This is a genomic window from Gordonia spumicola (assembly GCF_009932475.1).
Lineage (GTDB): Bacteria > Actinomycetota > Actinomycetes > Mycobacteriales > Mycobacteriaceae > Gordonia > Gordonia spumicola.
Genome location: NZ_BJOV01000002.1, coordinates 561331 through 578153, shown reverse-complemented (window position 1 = coordinate 578153; position 16823 = coordinate 561331). Strand labels below are relative to the sequence as shown.

Annotated in this window: 12 protein-coding genes; 7 read left to right on the top strand and 5 right to left on the bottom strand. The window is 68.2% G+C overall.

What is annotated here, in order from left to right; genetic code table 11:
- Positions 1–70: 70 nt before the first annotated feature.
- Entirely contained in the window at positions 71–1069 is a 999-nt protein-coding gene (locus GYB83_RS04800) for an alpha/beta hydrolase (RefSeq protein ID WP_186349710.1), read from the bottom strand.
- A 208-nt stretch (positions 1070–1277) separates the two neighbouring features.
- Between GYB83_RS04800 and gltB the strand changes: the two genes are divergently transcribed.
- From gltB to GYB83_RS04780, 5 genes are all read left to right on the top strand, one after another.
- Positions 1278–5903 carry a glutamate synthase large subunit gene (gene gltB, locus GYB83_RS04795; RefSeq protein ID WP_161894656.1) on the top strand — a complete coding sequence of 1542 codons (4626 nt, stop codon included), beginning with the start codon at positions 1278–1280 and terminating at the stop codon, positions 5901–5903.
- Complete coding sequence (locus tag GYB83_RS04790) at positions 5896–7350, top strand: glutamate synthase subunit beta (RefSeq protein WP_161894404.1); 1455 nt, start codon at positions 5896–5898, stop codon at positions 7348–7350. Before gltB ends, GYB83_RS04790 begins: the two co-directional genes overlap by 8 nt.
- 504 nt (positions 7351–7854) lie before the next feature.
- The gene (locus tag GYB83_RS23330) at positions 7855–8298 is read left to right on the top strand and encodes a hypothetical protein (protein ID WP_186349709.1); all 444 of its coding nucleotides are present in this window, start codon (positions 7855–7857) and stop codon (positions 8296–8298) included.
- 193 nt (positions 8299–8491) lie between these two features.
- Positions 8492–9004 carry a class F sortase gene (locus GYB83_RS04785; RefSeq protein WP_161894403.1) on the top strand — a complete coding sequence of 171 codons (513 nt, stop codon included), beginning with the start codon at positions 8492–8494 and terminating at the stop codon, positions 9002–9004.
- Positions 9005–9010: 6 nt separating this feature from the next.
- Complete coding sequence (locus GYB83_RS04780; RefSeq protein ID WP_161894402.1) at positions 9011–9475, top strand: DUF192 domain-containing protein; 465 nt, start codon at positions 9011–9013, stop codon at positions 9473–9475.
- Between the two features lie 107 nt (positions 9476–9582).
- On the opposite strand, the gene GYB83_RS04775 is transcribed toward GYB83_RS04780, so the two are convergent.
- Entirely contained in the window at positions 9583–10155 is a 573-nt protein-coding gene (locus tag GYB83_RS04775; RefSeq protein ID WP_161894401.1) for an RBBP9/YdeN family alpha/beta hydrolase, read from the bottom strand.
- Between the two features lie 68 nt (positions 10156–10223).
- Here GYB83_RS04775 and GYB83_RS04770 point away from each other — a divergent pair, with 68 nt between their 5' ends.
- Positions 10224–10571, top strand: coding sequence for a MerR family transcriptional regulator (locus tag GYB83_RS04770; RefSeq protein ID WP_161894400.1), 348 nt, complete (start codon positions 10224–10226; stop codon positions 10569–10571).
- A gap of 195 nt (positions 10572–10766) precedes the next feature.
- Here the strand turns inward: GYB83_RS04770 and GYB83_RS04765 are convergent, their stop codons facing one another.
- The 3 genes from GYB83_RS04765 to GYB83_RS04755 all read right to left on the bottom strand — a co-directional run bounded on the left by GYB83_RS04765 (position 10767) and on the right by GYB83_RS04755 (position 13350).
- Positions 10767–11954: an ABC transporter permease gene (locus GYB83_RS04765; protein WP_161894399.1), complete on the bottom strand. Its 1188-nt coding sequence runs from the start codon at positions 11952–11954 to the stop codon at positions 10767–10769.
- Positions 11951–12844 (bottom strand): ABC transporter ATP-binding protein, encoded by an 894-nt coding sequence (locus GYB83_RS04760; protein WP_161894398.1) that lies wholly within the window; start codon positions 12842–12844, stop codon positions 11951–11953. The genes GYB83_RS04765 and GYB83_RS04760 overlap by 4 nt, the downstream gene beginning before the upstream one ends.
- Positions 12845–13137: 293 nt before the next feature.
- A complete protein-coding gene (locus tag GYB83_RS04755) occupies positions 13138–13350 on the bottom strand; it encodes an RNA-binding S4 domain-containing protein (RefSeq protein WP_161894397.1) in 213 nt (70 codons plus the stop codon).
- Positions 13351–13410: 60 nt separating this feature from the next.
- Here GYB83_RS04755 and lysX point away from each other — a divergent pair, with 60 nt between their 5' ends.
- Positions 13411–16770: a bifunctional lysylphosphatidylglycerol synthetase/lysine--tRNA ligase LysX gene (gene lysX, locus GYB83_RS04750; protein WP_161894396.1), complete on the top strand. Its 3360-nt coding sequence runs from the start codon at positions 13411–13413 to the stop codon at positions 16768–16770.
- Positions 16771–16823: the final 53 nt, after the last annotated feature.

Genomic DNA, 16823 nt, shown 5'->3' with positions numbered 1-16823 from the left:
TGACAACCGGATTAATCGCTGCAGACCGGGCGACGTCCTTCCACATATGCCGGGAGTCGCAGCCCGTCGCTCAGTGATCGGGGGAGGCCAGGAAGGCCGCAGCCTCGTGGACGGCGCGGCGCGATTCGGGTGTGAAGTAGGGGAACATCTGGAAGACGTGCCCTTGGGCGGGCCATTCCTGCAGCGTCGCCTCGCCGCCGGCTTCCCGGATGACGCGGTCGATGGCGCGGGCGTCGTCGGCCATCACCTCGCGGGCGCCCACCTGGATGAGGGTGCGGGGGAGCGTCATGTCGGGGGACAGCCGCACGCGCATGCGGGGGTGGTCGGGGTCGGCGTCCCCGGTGTACATGCGCAAGAAGCCGGTCGCGGCGCGCGCGTTGATGATCGGGTCCTTGACCCCCGACTCCTCGAGCGCGCACGCGAGCTGGAACGACGGGTCGTAGAGCGGGGAGAACAGGACCATCGCCGACGGCTGGGCGACGCCGTCGCGGTGATTCGCCGCGAGGAGGTCGAGGGCGAGGTGACCGCCCGCGGAGTCGCCCGCGATGACGATCTGCGACCCGTCGAAGCCCTGGTCGAGCAGCCATCGGTAGCCGCGGATCGCATCGTCCCCGCCGAGCGGCCAGCGGTATTCGGGGCCGAGACGGTAGTCGACGCTGAACGCGCCCATCCCGGCGCGACGACCCAGCCGGGCGACGAGACCGCGGTGGGTCCGCGACGAGCAGATCACGTATCCGCTGCCGTGGATGTAGTAGATGACCTTGCGGCCGGTCGACGGATCGGGGACCCGGCCGCCGTACACGTCGTGCTCGTGGACCCACTCGCCGTACACGCGGCCGTCGCCGGAGAACTCTCGGACCTGGGTGATCCGCGTGCCGCGGGGAACCGGCGAGATCGCGGACAGTCCGCGGTTGACGCCGGGCCGCGCCGCCGTGAGGAGGGTCGGCGCGACGGTGGCGCCGCGTCCGAGGACCGCCATCATCGGCCGCGACGCGAGGGTCACGTAGCCGTTGAACGCGCGGGCCCTCAGCGAGCCGCGGGCCCCAGGGGAATCGTTGAGCAAGCTCACATCTGGGACTGTAGGACTTTTTTGCGCGGTAGGGCGCGGACGTGCGACAATTGGCCTACTTAACTTGCCCGAAACGCGATTGTGACCGATCGCCGGGCAAGGGCCAGCAACGACGCTGAATCCCCGGGACGTGCAGCTCCACGTCGAGAACCGGGTTCTCCAGAAGTACGAACAGTACGCAGCGTCGCGTGCAGGAATGGCAGATTCCATGATGCACTTGCCGGGGCCGACAGGTCTCTACGATCCAGCCAACGAACACGACGCCTGTGGTGTCGCGTTCGTCGTCGACATGCACGGCCGCCGGAGCCGTGACATCGTCGAGAAGGCCATCACCGCACTGGTGAACCTCGAACACCGCGGCGCCGCGGGCGCTGAGCCCAACACCGGTGACGGTGCGGGCATCATGATCCAGGTCCCGGACCGCTTTCTGCGTGAGGTGACCGACTTCGAGTTGCCCGCCGCGGGCTCGTACGCGACGGGTATCGCGTTCCTCCCGCAGGCGGCCGCCGACGTGGCCGAGGCCGTCGCAGGCGTCGAGGCGATCGTCCGCGAGGAGGGCCTGAACCTCCTCGGATGGCGCGACGTCCCGGTCGACGAGAGCTCGCTCGGAGCCCTCGCCCGCGATGCGATGCCCACGTTCCGTCAGATCTTCTTCGCGCTCGCCGGGAGCGATCAGGGCAGCGCTGACGGCATGGAGCTGGAGCGCAGGGCGTACGTGGTGCGCAAGCGTGTTCAGTACGAGCTCGGCGAGAAGGGTGCGGGCCAGGACGGCCCCGGCCGCGACACCGTCTACTTCCCGAGCCTGTCCGGTCAGACGTTCGTCTACAAGGGCATGCTGACGACGCCGCAGCTGCGGGACTTCTACCTCGACCTGCAGGACGACCGGGTCGAGAGCGCACTCGGCATGGTCCACTCGCGCTTCTCCACCAACACGTTCCCGTCGTGGCCGCTGGCGCACCCGTTCCGGCGCGTTGCCCACAACGGCGAGATCAACACCGTCACCGGCAACGAGAACTGGATGCGCGCCCGCGAGGCCCTCATCAAGAGCGATGCCTTCGGTGAGAACGGGCTGGACAAGATCTTCCCGGTCTGCACCCCGGGTGCGTCGGACACCGCCCGCTTCGACGAGGTCCTCGAACTGCTGCACCTCGGCGGTCGCAGCCTGCCGCACTCGGTCCTGATGATGGTCCCCGAGGCGTGGGAGCGCAGCGAGACCATGAAGCCCGAGCACCGCGCGTTCTACGAGTACCACTCGGCGCTCACCGAGGCGTGGGACGGACCGGCGTCGGTGTGCTTCACCGACGGCACCGTGATCGGCGCGGTCCTGGACCGCAACGGTCTGCGTCCGTCGCGCATCTGGGTCACCAAGGACGGTCTGGTGGTTCTCGGCTCGGAGGTCGGCGTCCTCGACATCGATCCGGCCGACATCGTCACCCGCACGCGTCTGCGTCCGGGCAAGATGTTCCTGGTCGACACCGCGCAGGGCCGCATCGTCGCCGACGAGGAGATCAAGGACGAGCTCGCCGCCGAGCACCCGTACCAGCAGTGGCTGGACGAGAACCAGGTGAAGCTCGAAGACCTTCCGGCGCCGCCGCACAAGCACATGGCGCACGACCGCGTCGCCCTGCGCCAGCAGGTGTTCGGCTACACCACCGAAGATCTCAACGTGCTCGTCGCGCCGATGGCGTCGACGGGTGCCGAGGGCATGGGTTCGATGGGCACCGACACGCCGATCGCCGTCCTGTCCGAGCGTCCGCGCATGCTGTTCGACTACTTCCAGCAGCTGTTCGCGCAGGTCACGAACCCGCCGCTGGATGCGATCCGCGAAGAGGTCGTCACGAGCATCGGGCACCGCATCGGTGGCGAGCGCGACCTGCTGAACCCGACCGCCGAGTCGGCCAAGCAGATCGTGTTGAGCCAGCCGATCCTCGACAACGACGACCTCGCTCGTCTCGTCGAGATCGACGGCGCCGAGACGGGCTTCCCGTCCGCGCACATCCACGGCCTCTACCCGGTCGCCGAGGGCGGCGCGGGTCTGCGCAGAGCGCTCGACGACGTCCGCGCCAAGGTGTCGGCCGCCATCGCCGACGGTGCGCGCGTCATCGTGCTGTCCGACCGCGAGAGCGACGAGACCCTGGCCCCGATCCCGTCGTTGCTGCTGACGTCGGCCGTCCACCACCACCTGGTGCGTGAGCGGACCCGTACCCGCGCAAGCCTCGTCGTCGAGTCGGGCGACGCCCGCGAGGTGCACCACATGGCGCTCCTCATCGGTTTCGGCGCCGCCGCGATCAACCCGTACATGGCGTTCGAGTCGATCGAGGACATGCTGGAGTCGGGCGCCCTCGTCGTGCCCGGCACCGATGACCTCGACCATCTCGCGACGTTCGCGAAGGCCCGTGCCAACTACATCAAGGCCGCGGGCAAGGGCGTCCTGAAGGTGATGTCCAAGATGGGCATCTCCACCGTCCCGTCGTACAACGGCGCCCAGCTGTTCCAGGTGATCGGCCTCGCGCAGGACGTCGTCGACGAGTTCTTCACCGGCCTCAACAGCCAGCTCGACGGCGTCGGACTCGACGAGATCGCGGGCGACGTCGCACGTCGTCACGGCACGGCCTTCACCGACCGTCCGAGCGAGCGGGCACACCGTGAGCTCGAGGTCGGCGGCGAGTACCAGTGGCGCCGCGAAGGCGAGTACCACCTGTTCAACCCGGACACGGTGTTCAAGCTGCAGCACGCCACCCGCACCGGCCAGTACAGCGTGTTCAAGGAGTACACGAAGCTCGTCGACGACCAGTCGACGCGCCTCGGCACGTTGCGCGGCCTGTTCGACTTCAACTTCGGCGACCGGGACCCGATCCCGCTCGACAAGGTGGAGCCCGCGAGCGAGATCGTCAAGCGTTTCTCGACGGGCGCGATGAGCTACGGGTCCATCTCCGCCGAGGCGCACGAGACCCTCGCGGTCGCGATGAACCGGCTCGGCGGCAAGTCGAACTCCGGTGAGGGCGGCGAGGATCCGCGTCGGTTCAGCCACGACGAGAACGGCGACTGGCGTCGCAGCGCGATCAAGCAGGTCGCGTCGGGCCGGTTCGGCGTCACGAGCCACTACCTGAGCAACTGCACCGACATCCAGATCAAGATGGCGCAGGGCGCGAAGCCGGGCGAGGGCGGCCAGTTGCCGCCGCACAAGGTGTACCCGTGGGTCGCCGAGGTCCGAGGCTCCACGCCGGGCGTCGGGCTGATCTCGCCGCCGCCGCATCACGACATCTACTCGATCGAGGATCTCGCGCAGCTGATCCACGACCTGAAGAACGCGAACCCGTCGGCCCGCATCCACGTCAAGCTCGTCTCCGAGCTCGGTGTGGGCACCGTCGCGGCAGGTGTGTCGAAGGCGCACGCCGACGTCGTCCTGATCTCGGGCTTCGACGGCGGCACGGGTGCGAGCCCGCTGACGTCGCTCAAGCATGCGGGCGCACCGTGGGAGATCGGCCTCGCCGAGACCCAGCAGACGCTGCTGCTGAACGGTCTGCGCGACCGGATCGTCGTGCAGGTGGACGGCCAGCTGAAGACGGGCCGCGACGTGATGATCGCGGCGCTGCTCGGTGGCGAGGAGTTCGGTTTCGCGACCGCGCCGCTCGTCGTCTCCGGCTGCGTCATGATGCGCGTCTGCCACCTGGACACGTGCCCGGTGGGTGTGGCGACGCAGAACCCGCTGCTGCGCGAGCGGTTCACCGGCAAGCCGGAGTTCGTCGAGAACTTCATGCTGTACATCGCCGAAGAGGTCCGCGAACTGCTCGCTCGCCTCGGCTTCCGCACGCTGCAGGAGGCGATCGGTCGGTTCGAGGCCCTCGACACCCGCAAGGCGATCGCCCGCTGGAACGACGACAAGGCCGGCAAGCTCGACCTGACGCCGATCCTGACGATGCCCGACTCGCCGTTCATGAACCAGGACCTGTACTGCACCGGCAAGCAGGACCACGGTCTGGACAAGGCGCTCGACAACGAGCTGATCGAGAAGGCGCGCGCCGCCATCGATTCGGGCACTCGTGTGCACATCACCTCGCCCATCACCAACGTGAACCGCACGGTCGGCACCATGCTCGGCCACGAGGTCACGAAGGCGTACGGCGCGCAGGGGCTGCCCGAGGGCACCGTGTCCATCGACCTGAGCGGGTCGGCGGGCAACAGCTTCGGCGCATTCGTGCCCCGCGGCATCACGATGCGCCTCGAGGGCGACGCGAACGACTTCGTCGGCAAGGGCCTGTCGGGCGGCAAGCTCGTCGTCCGCCCGCCGCGGAACGCTCCGGCCGACTTCGTCGCCGAGGACAACATCATCGCGGGCAACGTGATCGGCTTCGGCGGCACGGCGGGCAAGATCTTCCTCCGCGGCGTCGCGGGCGAGCGCTTCTGTGTCCGCAACTCGGGCATCCGGGCGGTCGTCGAGGGCGTCGGTGATCACGGCTGCGAGTACATGACCGGCGGCACCGTCGTCGTGCTCGGTGAGACGGGCCGCAACTTCGCGGCGGGCATGTCGGGCGGCGTCGCGTACGTCTACAACCCGAACGGCACGTTCGAGGCGAACCTCAACGGCGAGCTCGTCGACCTCGAGGAGCTCGACGCCGACGATCTGCACGTGCTGGAGAGCACGCTGGTCGAACACCGCGACGAGACCGGGTCGGCGGTCGCCACGACCGTTCTCGCCGACTGGTCGACCCAGCAGGGCCACTTCGTGAAGGTGATGCCCCGCGACTACAAGAGAGTGCTCATCGCCATCGATGTCGCTGAGCGCACCGGACGAGATGTGAACGACGCGATCATGGAGGCGGCTCGTGGCTGACACCCGAGGTTTTCTGAAGCACACCGAGCGCGAGACGCCGACCCGTCGGCCGGTTGACCTGCGCCTGATGGACTGGAAAGAGGTCTACAACGACTTCGACAAGTCCACCCTCAAGACACAGGCCAGCCGTTGCATGGACTGCGGAATCCCGTTCTGCCACAACGGTTGCCCGCTGGGCAACCTGATCCCCGAGTGGAACGACCTCGTCTACAAGGACCGGTGGGACGCGGGCATCGAGCGACTGCACGCGACGAACAACTTCCCGGAGTTCACCGGTCGCCTGTGCCCGGCGCCGTGTGAGGCGTCGTGCGTGCTCGGCATCAACCAGCCCGCCGTCACGATCAAGCAGGTCGAGGTAGAGCTGATCGAGAAGGCGTTCGACGACGACGCGGTGCGGCCCGTCCTGCCGTCGGAGAAGACGGGCAAGAAGGTCGCCGTCGTCGGGTCGGGGCCTGCCGGTCTGGCCGCCGCACAGCAGCTGACGCGGGCCGGTCACGACGTGACGGTCTTCGAGCGGGCCGACCGCATCGGTGGTCTGCTGCGCTACGGCATCCCCGAGTTCAAGATGGAGAAGCGGTTCATCGACCGTCGCCTGGAGCAGATGGAGGCCGAGGGCACCGTCTTCCGCGCGGGCGTCAACGTGGGTGTCGACGTGACCGTCGACGAGCTGCGCTCCGACTTCGACGCGGTGATCCTCGCGAACGGTTCGACGATCGGCCGCGATCTGCCGGTTCCGGGCCGTGACCTCGACGGCATCCACCAGGCGATGGAGTTCCTGCCGCAGGCCAACCGCGTGCAGCACGGCGACGTCGTCGACGGCCAGATCACGGCCGCGGGCAAGAACGTCGTCATCATCGGCGGCGGTGACACCGGAGCCGACTGCCTCGGCACGTCGCTGCGTCAGGGCGCGAAGGCCGTGCACCAGTTCGAGATCATGCCGAAGCCTCCGATCGAGCGCGCCGAGTCGACCCCGTGGCCGACGTACCCGCTGATGTACCGCGTCGCGTCCGCCCATGAGGAGGGCGGCGACCGCGTGTACAGCGTGAACACCGAGGAGTTCACGGGTGTCGACGGCAAGGTCACGAGCCTGAAGGCCCACGAGGTGAAGATGGTCGGCGGACGTTTCCAGAAGGTGGAGGGCAGCGACTTCGAGCTGGAAGCCGAACTCGTCCTCCTCGCGATGGGCTTCGTCGGGCCGGAGCGGAGCGACCTGCTCGACAAGCTGGGCGTCACCTACGATCCGCGCGGCAATGTCGCCCGCGGTGACGACTTCGGCGCCGTCGGCCTGCCCGGCGTGTTCGTCGCGGGCGACGCGGGGCGTGGACAGTCGCTGATCGTGTGGGCGATCGCGGAGGGCCGCTCGGCCGCTTCGGCAGCCGACCGGTACCTCACCGGCTCCACCCTCCTGCCCGCCCCCATCGTCCCCACGATGGTCGCTCAGCGCTAACCAGAGCGCTCCTCCGCTCCGAGAGGCGGTCCGACAACGACGTCGGGCCGCCTTTCGTCGTTTGTGCGGCCCGTTTCTCCGCTGGTGATTGAGCCCGGCGGTGGCCTGTGTCGAGGGGAGTGGAGATGCGATATCGGAGCCGATGTCGAGGCGGCAGCACCTGGGCTGGAGCGAGATCCGGGTGTCCGTCGAATCGGAGACGCGCTGGCCCAGGCTGTGACGGGCGTCACCGCATTCTCCATTGGAGTGCGTGTTGTGCATTGACCTCGCGGCGTGGTTTCTTGCTCAGAAGCGGAGATGTCGCGACTCGCACCGTGAACGTTTCTGTGCATCGACGGCCTCTATCGACAAGCGAAATGTCGGAAATATTATGGGTGAGAACGTTAATTCTGTGCCAATCCATTCTTTGCCGATGCGCAGACTTGTTGGGGGGCTGCTGGCTATATTCAGACTGGTAGTTGCTGAAGATTAGCGAAGCAGCGTTGCGCGCAAAGCTGTCACACCATGAAGTACTCCATCCGCCCGGTTCTCGTCGCGACGATTCTCGGTGCAGCCCTCATTTCCTCGGCAGGCGTGGCCTCCGCTCAGATCGTGACCTACCCGTGTTCAGACGGATCGACCGCTTCGGACCCGTCCCTCCGTCCTCCGGACCCGACGACCACCGAGCCGACGACCACCGCGCCGACCACGGAGCCGACGACCACTGCGCCGACCACGGAGCCGACGACTACCGCGCCGACGACGGAGCCGACGACCACCGCACCGACGACCAAGCCGACGACGCCCGCTCCGACGACGGTCACCGTCACCAAGATCGCGCCGACCACGACGGTCACCACCAGCCAGAACCCGCCGTCGACCACCGTTGTCGTCGTCCCGCGAATCGTTCCGACCGCGCCGTACCCGAGCGGCGTCGTGACCTACCCGCTTCAGGCCGCGACCGGCTAGAGATCTCTGGCTGAGCGTCGACGGGGAATGTGAAGATGAATTCGGAATCCACCACTGAGAAGCGGGGAGTGCGGCGCCGTGTCGCCGGCGTGATCGTCGGGCTGTGTGCCGTCCTCGCGGTCGTGATCGGCGTGCTCTTCGCCACCGGGGTGCTCCCGCGTGCCGAACAGAGCGCACCGGCCGACACGGTTCGATGCCTTCCGTCGTGCCGCCCTCCTCGACGGGGGGAGTGGTGCCCGCGACGATCGCGATTCCGTCGCTGCAGGTGTCCGCGCGTGTGGAACCCAAGGGCACGGTGATGGAATACGCGAAGTTCCTCGGCCGCGATGTGCCGAGCTTCGGTGTGCCGACGGACATGATGGACACCACCTGGTGGTCCGACGGGCCGCGGCCCGGCTCGGACGGAATGGCAGTGATCCTCGGGCACACCCAGGTCGGTGGGCCCGGCGTGTTCAACGACATCTCCCGGATGCGGAACGGCGACACGATCGTCGTCACCGCGGCGTCGGGAGAGGCTGTCGAGTTCTCCGTCACTCGGGTCGTCGCCGACATCCCGAAGTCGGATCCCTCGGCGCTCAACAAGGCACTGACGTCCGCGCCGAAGGGCTCCGGGATCGCGCTGGTGACCTGTGGTGGACGCTTCGACTCCGCCGTAGACGCCAGCGTCGACAACATCGTCGTGTTCGCCGAGCCTCGGCGGGGCTGACCGTCGATGGGCAGCTTCGTCAGGTGGGCGCTCAGTCTGGTAGCCGCGGTGATGCTGGTCACCGCGGTGTCGGGCTGTGGACAGGAGAAGCCTGTGCCCGGCGAACCGACGATGGTCGTCGCGGGAGCGACATTCGACCTGAGGGTCGCGCGCACGGCCTCCGAACTCGAGCGCGGCCTGTCCGGGACCGCGTCGCTCGCCCCGGACGAAGCGATGTTGTTCGTCCTGCCCGCGCGCGGCTCGGCCGGAGTCTGGATGAAGGACATGGCGTATCCGATCGACATCATGTGGCTCGATGACCGGATGAGCGTGGTCGACGTCCTGCGGAGCGCTCAGCCGAGCAGCTACCCGAAGACGATCTACACGCCGTCGTCCCCGTCGACGTTCGTCGTCGAAATGGCGGACGGCACCGTCGCCCGCCACGGCATCACGCCGGGTATGCGTGTTCAGGTGGAAGGTGCCGGACTGTGACGCCCGCAACCGGGCTGAGGTCGGTGCGGACTGTCGGGAGACGGCATACCGAGTGGCGGTCGGTCGGCTGATCTCGCAGCGCGTCGGCGGCGTTGCGCGACGTTCGTTCAGTGCAGGCGAATGAGCCGTCGGACTTCGTCGAGCCGGGTCACCCCGTCGTCGGCGAGGAAGTGGCCCGCATCGGGAACGACGAGCGTCGACGTTCCGAGCAGGTCGGCGAACTCGTCCGACGCGGCGGCGTCGACCACCGGGTCGTCGGTCGACCGGAGCACGTGTCGGTCGATGATCTGGCGACCGACCGCCGCCACGTCGATCCCCGAGACGAAGTCCGGCAGGCCGGACTCGATGAACGCGTCGAGGTCGGGTTCGCCCACCGGCCGCAGCATGCGCGCGAACGGAGCCACCGCCACGAATCCACCCAGGCGATCATCCGGTGACAGCGTCGCGCCCAACGCCCGTATCGATGCGATGCAGCCGAGGCTGTGCGCGACGATCGTCGTCTTCTCGTCGACGTCCCCGAAGGCGTCGACCAGGGTGGACGTCCATCGCTCTTCACGGGGGTTCTTGGATTCGGGGAGTGCGATCCTCTCGGCGCCGACGGTGTCGGCGAGCCAGGGGAACCAATGGTCGTCGACGCCCGCGCCGAAGCCGTGGACGATGATCACGCGGTCGTTGCTCATACTCTGACGGTAGGGATTGACGTCGGCGTGAAGGTCAAGCCGACGGCGACGCGGATACGGGGGAGTCCATGAGAATAGGCGAGTTCGCAGAACGTGCCGGGGTCACGGCGCGTGTGCTCCGACACTACGAGGACGAGGGCCTGCTCGAACCGTCGCGGACGTCGAGCGGCTATCGGGACTACGGTCCCGAGGACGTCGGCACCGTGGCCCGCATCCGTCTGATGATCGAGGCCGGTCTCAACACCGCGACGATCCGGCAGTACCTGGACTGCGTGGAGTCGGGGAGCGACCGGATGTCCGTCGCGATGTGCCCGGCACTGCGTGACCGGCTGGACGAGGTGTCGGCACGTCTCGACGACGCCGCCGCACGCATCGATCGAACGCGAGCAGGCATCGACCGTCTGACCGGAGGTTGATCGCGCGGCCGCCTGGCACGGATGGCGCGTGGGTGACGCTTTTCGACTCGCACGCTCGCTCAAGGAGCAGGAAGGACCGTAGGTTCCCCGATTTCGCGGTTTCGAGGTCGATCTCCGGCCAAAGTGGCTCAATCGGGGAACATTGCGCGAGCGTGAACGATCGCGGAGGGATCGCTCGGCTGCAGATCGTTCGAGTCAGCGCCCCAGCGCCTTCTTCCAGGAGACGCGCGAGCCCGTCATGAGGACCGAGCGGCGGTAGATCCGGCCGGAGATCCAGACGGCGAGGGCCGTCACGGCGGCCATGATCAGCGCCGATCCGGCGACTTCCATCCAGTCGGCGTAGCCGGTGGCGACGCGCATCGGGACGACGGTCGACGAGAACGGCGGGATCCACGCGAGCACGCGCATGACGGACGAGTCGGGTGCGCTGATGCCGAAGATGCCGGAGTACATGGTGCCCATCGCGACGATCATCAGCGGCCACGCGGCGCTGTTGATCTCCTCCTGGCGGGACACCATCGCACCGGTCGCGGCGTACAGGGCGGAGAAGAACAGGAAGCCGAGCAACAGCCAGATCGCCGACACCCCGACCATCGAATAGGCGACGTCGGGGATCGTCAGCAGGCCCGTCGCCCTGGCGGTGATCAGCCCGACCGCAGCCAGGGCCAGCGTCGAGATGATCTGCACGACGCCGATGCCGAGGATCTTGCCCCACAGCAGTTGAGACGGTTTGACGGTGGCGAGGAGGATCTCGACGATCCGCGACACCTTCTCCTCGACCACGCCGACGGCGACCGCCATGCCGCCGCCGAAGATCACCAGGAACATCAGGACCGTTCCCACATACGACAGCGCGACGCGCTCGCCTTGCGCGGGCGGCACGTCCTTCGTCCGCTCGAGGGTGACCGTCGCCTGCCGTTGCACGCTCGCCGGGTCGACTCCGGCCTTCTGCAGCGCCGCGGCGACGGCGGACGACGAGACGCCGCTCTTGATGGAGGCTTCGACGTCGGTGTCGAGGGAGTCCTCGGAGAAGACGCGCAGCGTTCCGTCCGGCTGGGCGACGATCGCGGCGGTCACGTCGCCGTCGGCGGCCTGCGCGCGTGCGTCGGACGCGTCGACGAGTCGCAGCGTGACCCCCAACTGCTTTCCGGTCTCGGTGATCGCCGACTTCGCGGCGGCGCTGACACCCTGCGTGGCGACGGTCTGCACCTCGTGGTCGTCCTTGCCGACGAAATGCGACGCCACGAGGCAGCCGACGACAGCCACCAGCAGCATGATCACGTTGGTGACGATGAACGATCGGGTGCGGACTCGGGTGGAGATCTCGCGGGACGCGATCAGCCGGATCGTGGTCCACGACGTCGCGGGGCTCGGTGCGCTCACGCCGCGGTCACCACCTCTCGGAACAGCTCGGTCAGGTCGGGCTTCTCCGAGGCGAACGTGTGCACCGGCCCGTGGGCGAGCGCGGCCCGCAGGACCTGCTGATCGTCGACGGTGTCGTCGACGTAGACGGTCGTCGTCTCTCCGTACTCGGCTCGGACCACGCCGGGAAGGCCGTCGGCCCAGCCCGCCGGGGCGGTCGAGGCGACGCGGAGTCGGACGCCGTCGCGCGCCCGCAGGTCGTCGACGGCGCCGAGCGCCTGCATGCGGCCCTTGGCGATGATTCCGACCCGGTGGCACAGGCGTTGGACCAGCTCGAGCTGGTGACTCGAGAACAGGACGGGGACACCGTCGGCCGCCTTCTCGACGATCACGTCGCTCATCACGTCGACCGCAACGGGATCCAGGCCCGAGAACGGTTCGTCCAACACCAGCAGGTCGGGGTCGAAGACGAGGGCCGCGGCCAACTGCACGCGCTGCTGATTGCCGAGTGACAGGTCGGCGACGTTGTCGCCGACCCTGGCGTCCACGCCGAGCCGCTCGGTCCAGTACCGCATCCGCGTGGAGGCGTCCGACGGCGACAGTCCATGCAGTCGGGCCAGGTAGACGAGCTGTTCGCCGACCTTCATCTTCGGGTACAGGCCGCGTTCCTCCGGCATGTAGCCGATGCGACGCCGGACGTCGGAATCGATGTCGCGTTCGCCGAAACCGACCGATCCGGTGTCGGCGGCGAGGACGCCGAGAATGATCCGCATGGTCGTCGACTTACCCGCTCCGTTCGAGCCGACGAACCCGAAGACCTCCCCCGGCGCGACGTCGAAGCTCAGATCGTCGAGCGCCGTCAGATCGCCGAATCGTTTCGTGAGCCCGGTGACGGTGAGTCCGGCACGCATCCGCTTTCCCCCTGTTCGCGCAGAATCTCCGAAGTCGGACGTCATGCACACGACGTCCGTCGCGCGCTGTGAAATCCGACTCTTTCATTCGACCAGGCTAACGCTCGGGCGTCCACCGGACGATGATCTACGTGTAGACCAGTTCCATGTCTCGGGGAGGAGACGCCACATGCAATCGAGCCGTCACCGACGTCGACCGTCCTTCATCTCGTACGTCCGGAATCTGCCTGGACGCCGCCGTCACGCTCGCACCCTGACCGAGCAGGGCGAACGTCTCGCTACCACCGCGGAGCTCACGGTGTTGCGAGTCGGACGCTGATCCCTCCGATCTCGACGATGTCGCCCGCCGTCAGCTGACGGCCACGGCGGGTCTCGACCTCTCCGTTGACGGAGACGAGTCCGTCGCCGATCACGATCTTCGCGTCGGCTCCGGTCTCGATGAGGCTGGCAAGTTTCAGGAACTGACCCAATCGGATCGACTCGTCCCGGATCTCGATTTCGTCCACGGGACCATTGTCCCCCGCCGTCGTAGGCGGCGGCGCACCGGCACGACTACCGTCAGCGCTATGACCGAGACCCGCATCACGAGATCGACGGCGGAGCTGTCGTCGCGCGAAGCCGCCCGGCAGGCGTCCGCCGCACGCCGCGCCGTCGCGTCCGTAGGCCGTATCGCGCATCCGAGCGGCTTCGGGCACACCGTCCCGCGACGGGCGGGCGAGATCTTGGGCTTCCTCGCGATCGTCTCGCTGCTGTCGGCGATCATCCCGCCGCTGCACCATCTCCTGCAGGTCCCGCGGACGTTCCTGGACAGCTACGTGTTCCCGATGCCGGGTGCGAGCCTCGCGTGGACGGTCGCGCTCGGCCTCATGGCGGTCTCCCTCGGGCAGCGCAAGCGGATCGCCTGGTGGATCACCATCGCGTTCCTGTTCGTGTACGCGACGTTCAACCTGCTGGTGGTGCTCGTCGCGCGCTCGGACCGCCGCTGGCACGACGAGTGGATCCCGTCGCTCATCGGACTCGGCATCGACCTGCTCGCGATGGGCGTGCTGATCGCGTCGTACCGCCAGTTCTCGACGCGCGTGCGGCGCGGTGCGATCCTCGCGGCCCTCGGTGTGCTCGTCGCGGGCCTCGCCGCGGGAACTCTCGCCGGGTGGGGACTGGTGTCCATCGCGCCCGGAACTCTCAAGAGTCACGAGCGGCTCCCGTACGCGTTCAATCACGTCGTCGCGTTCTCCACGCTGGAGATGCGGAGGCTGGGTGATCACCACAGCAACTGGACAGTCAACTGGCTCCTCGGCCTCTTCGGAGCCCTCGCGCTGATCGCGGCCGCCGTCGTCCTGTTCCGGTCGCAACGTCTCGCGTCGCTGATGACGGCCACCGACGAACGCCTCATCCGGGCGCTGCTGCAGACCTACGGAGAGGACGACTCGCTCGGCTACTTCTCGACCCGCCGGGACAAGGCCGTCGTCTTCTCGCCGGATGGACGCGCCGCGATCACGTACCGGGTGGAACTGTCGACGGCGGTCGCGGGCGGCGACCCGATCGGCGACCCCGACTCGTGGCCCGATGTCATCGCCGAGTACATGTCGCTCGCCGAGAAGTACGGATGGCATCCGGCGGTCCTCGGCGCGAGCACAGTCGGAGCGCAGGCGTACGACGCCGCGGGACTGACGGCCCTCAACATCGGCGACGAGGCGATCCTCCACGTGGCTGACTACTCCCTGTCCGGGCCCGACATGAAGAACGTCCGCAACGCCGTGTCGCGGGCCAAACGCGCAGGCGTGACCGTCCGGATGCGGCGCATGAAGGATGTCGAGTGGCCGGAACTCGGCGAGGTGGTCCGCCGCGCCGACGAGTGGCGCGACACCGATGAGGAACGCGGCTTCGCGATGGCGCTGAGCCGGGTCGCCGACCCCGACGACGGCGAGTGCCTGCTCGTCGAGGCCGTCGAGCACGAGGGGAGCGAGGACGAGCGGGTGATCGGCATGCTGTCGTTCGTCCCGTGGGGACGGACCGGGGTGTCGCTCGACCTGATGCGCCGCGACCGCAACGGCCCCAACGGGGTGGTCGAGACGATGGTGTCGGAGTTGGCCCGCAACGCCGAGACCGTCGGCGTCACCAAGATCTCCCTGAACTTCGCGGCGTTCCGCGACTTCTTCGAACGCGGTGACGAGATCGGCGCGGGCCCGGTGATGAAGGCGTCGCACGGCGTGCTGAGGTTCTTCTCGCGGTTCTTCCAGATGGAGTCGCTGTACAAGTCGAACGCCAAGTATCAGCCGACGTGGGTGCCGCGGTTCCTCTGCTACGAGGACGGCCTGTCGATTCCCCGCGCCGGACTGGCCGCGGTGACCGCGGAAGGCTTCGTCCAACTGCCCGGCCGCACCTGGCGCGACCGCCAGTACCGGGACGGCGCCCCGTCGGTCCCCGAGGGCGTCGACGTGGACGAGCTCGTCGCCGAACTGCGGAGCACGGCGACGGCGGCGCCCGTCGTGGTGCGTCCCGAGCAGGTCCGGGTCCGCATCGCCAAGATGCAGTCCCTCGCCGAGCAGGGCGTCGACCCGTATCCGGTGGCGCAGCCGCCGTCGCACACGGTCGCCGCGGCGATCGCCGAGCCCGTCGGCGCGCGGGTGTCGGTGGCGGGCCGCGTCACCAGGCTGCGGGACTTCGGCAGTGTGGCGTTCGCGCGGATCCACGACTCGTCGGGAGAGATCCAGCTGCTCGTGGAGCCCGCGACCGTCGACGGTCCGGACTTCGCGTCGACCCTCGACCTCGGTGACCTCATCGGCGCGTCCGGCGTCATCGGCGCCAGCCGCACCGGCGAGCTGTCGTTGCTGGTGGACGCCTGGCATCTCGACGGCAAGTGCCTGCACCCGCTGCCCGACAAGTGGAGCGGACTCACCGACCCCGAGGCGAAGGTCCGTCAGCGGTACCTCGACCTCGCCGTCGACGCCCGGGCACGCGACTTGCTCGTCGCGCGGTCGACGGTCGTGAAGGCCCTGCGCGATCACCTGTCCGACGCCGGTTTCCTCGAAGTGGAGACGCCGATCCTGCAGCAGGTGCACGGCGGGGCCAACGCGACGCCGTTCCGGACGCACATCAACGCCTACGGTCTCGACCTGTATCTGCGGATCGCGCCGGAGCTGTATCTGAAGCGGCTGTGCGTCGGCGGCATCGAGAAGGTGTTCGAACTGGGTCGCAACTTCCGCAACGAGGGCGTCGACTTCTCGCACAATCCCGAGTTCACGAGCCTGGAAGCCTATGCGGCGCACCACGATTACCTGTCGATGATGACGCTGACCCGCGACATGATCGTCGCTGCGGCGACTGCGGCGCACGGTTCCCCGGTGGTCGTGCGCGACGGTGAACGCGTCGACATCTCGGGCGACTGGCCCGTCAAGACCGTGCACGGAGCGGTGTCGGAGGCGGTGGGCGTCGACGTCACGCCGCAGTCCGGCGCCGACGAGCTGCGCGAGCTGTGCCGCGGTCTCGACATCGCGTTGCGTCCCGATTGGGACGCCGGGCACATCGTGTTGGAGATGTACGAACACCTCGTCGAAGAGCAGACGCGGTTCCCGACGTTCTACACCGACTTCCCGACCTCGACGTCACCGCTCACTCGCGCGCACCGCAGCGTGGACGGCGTCGCCGAACGGTGGGATCTCGTCGCGTGGGGCGTCGAACTGGGAACCGCGTACACCGAGCTCACCGACCCCGTCGAACAACGCCGTCGCCTCACCGAGCAGTCCGTCAAGGCCGCCGGCGGCGACGCCGAGGCGATGGAGGTGGACGACGACTTCCTCACCGCCCTTGAATACGCCATGCCCCCGACCGGCGGCCTCGGCGTCGGCGTCGACCGCGTCGTCATGCTGATCACCGGCACCTCGATCCGCGAGTCGCTCGCCTTCCCCCTCGCGAAACCGCAGTAGACGCGCGGGTGGCTCCGGTTTCGACTCGACGCCTCGCCCAGGGGCTCGGAGTC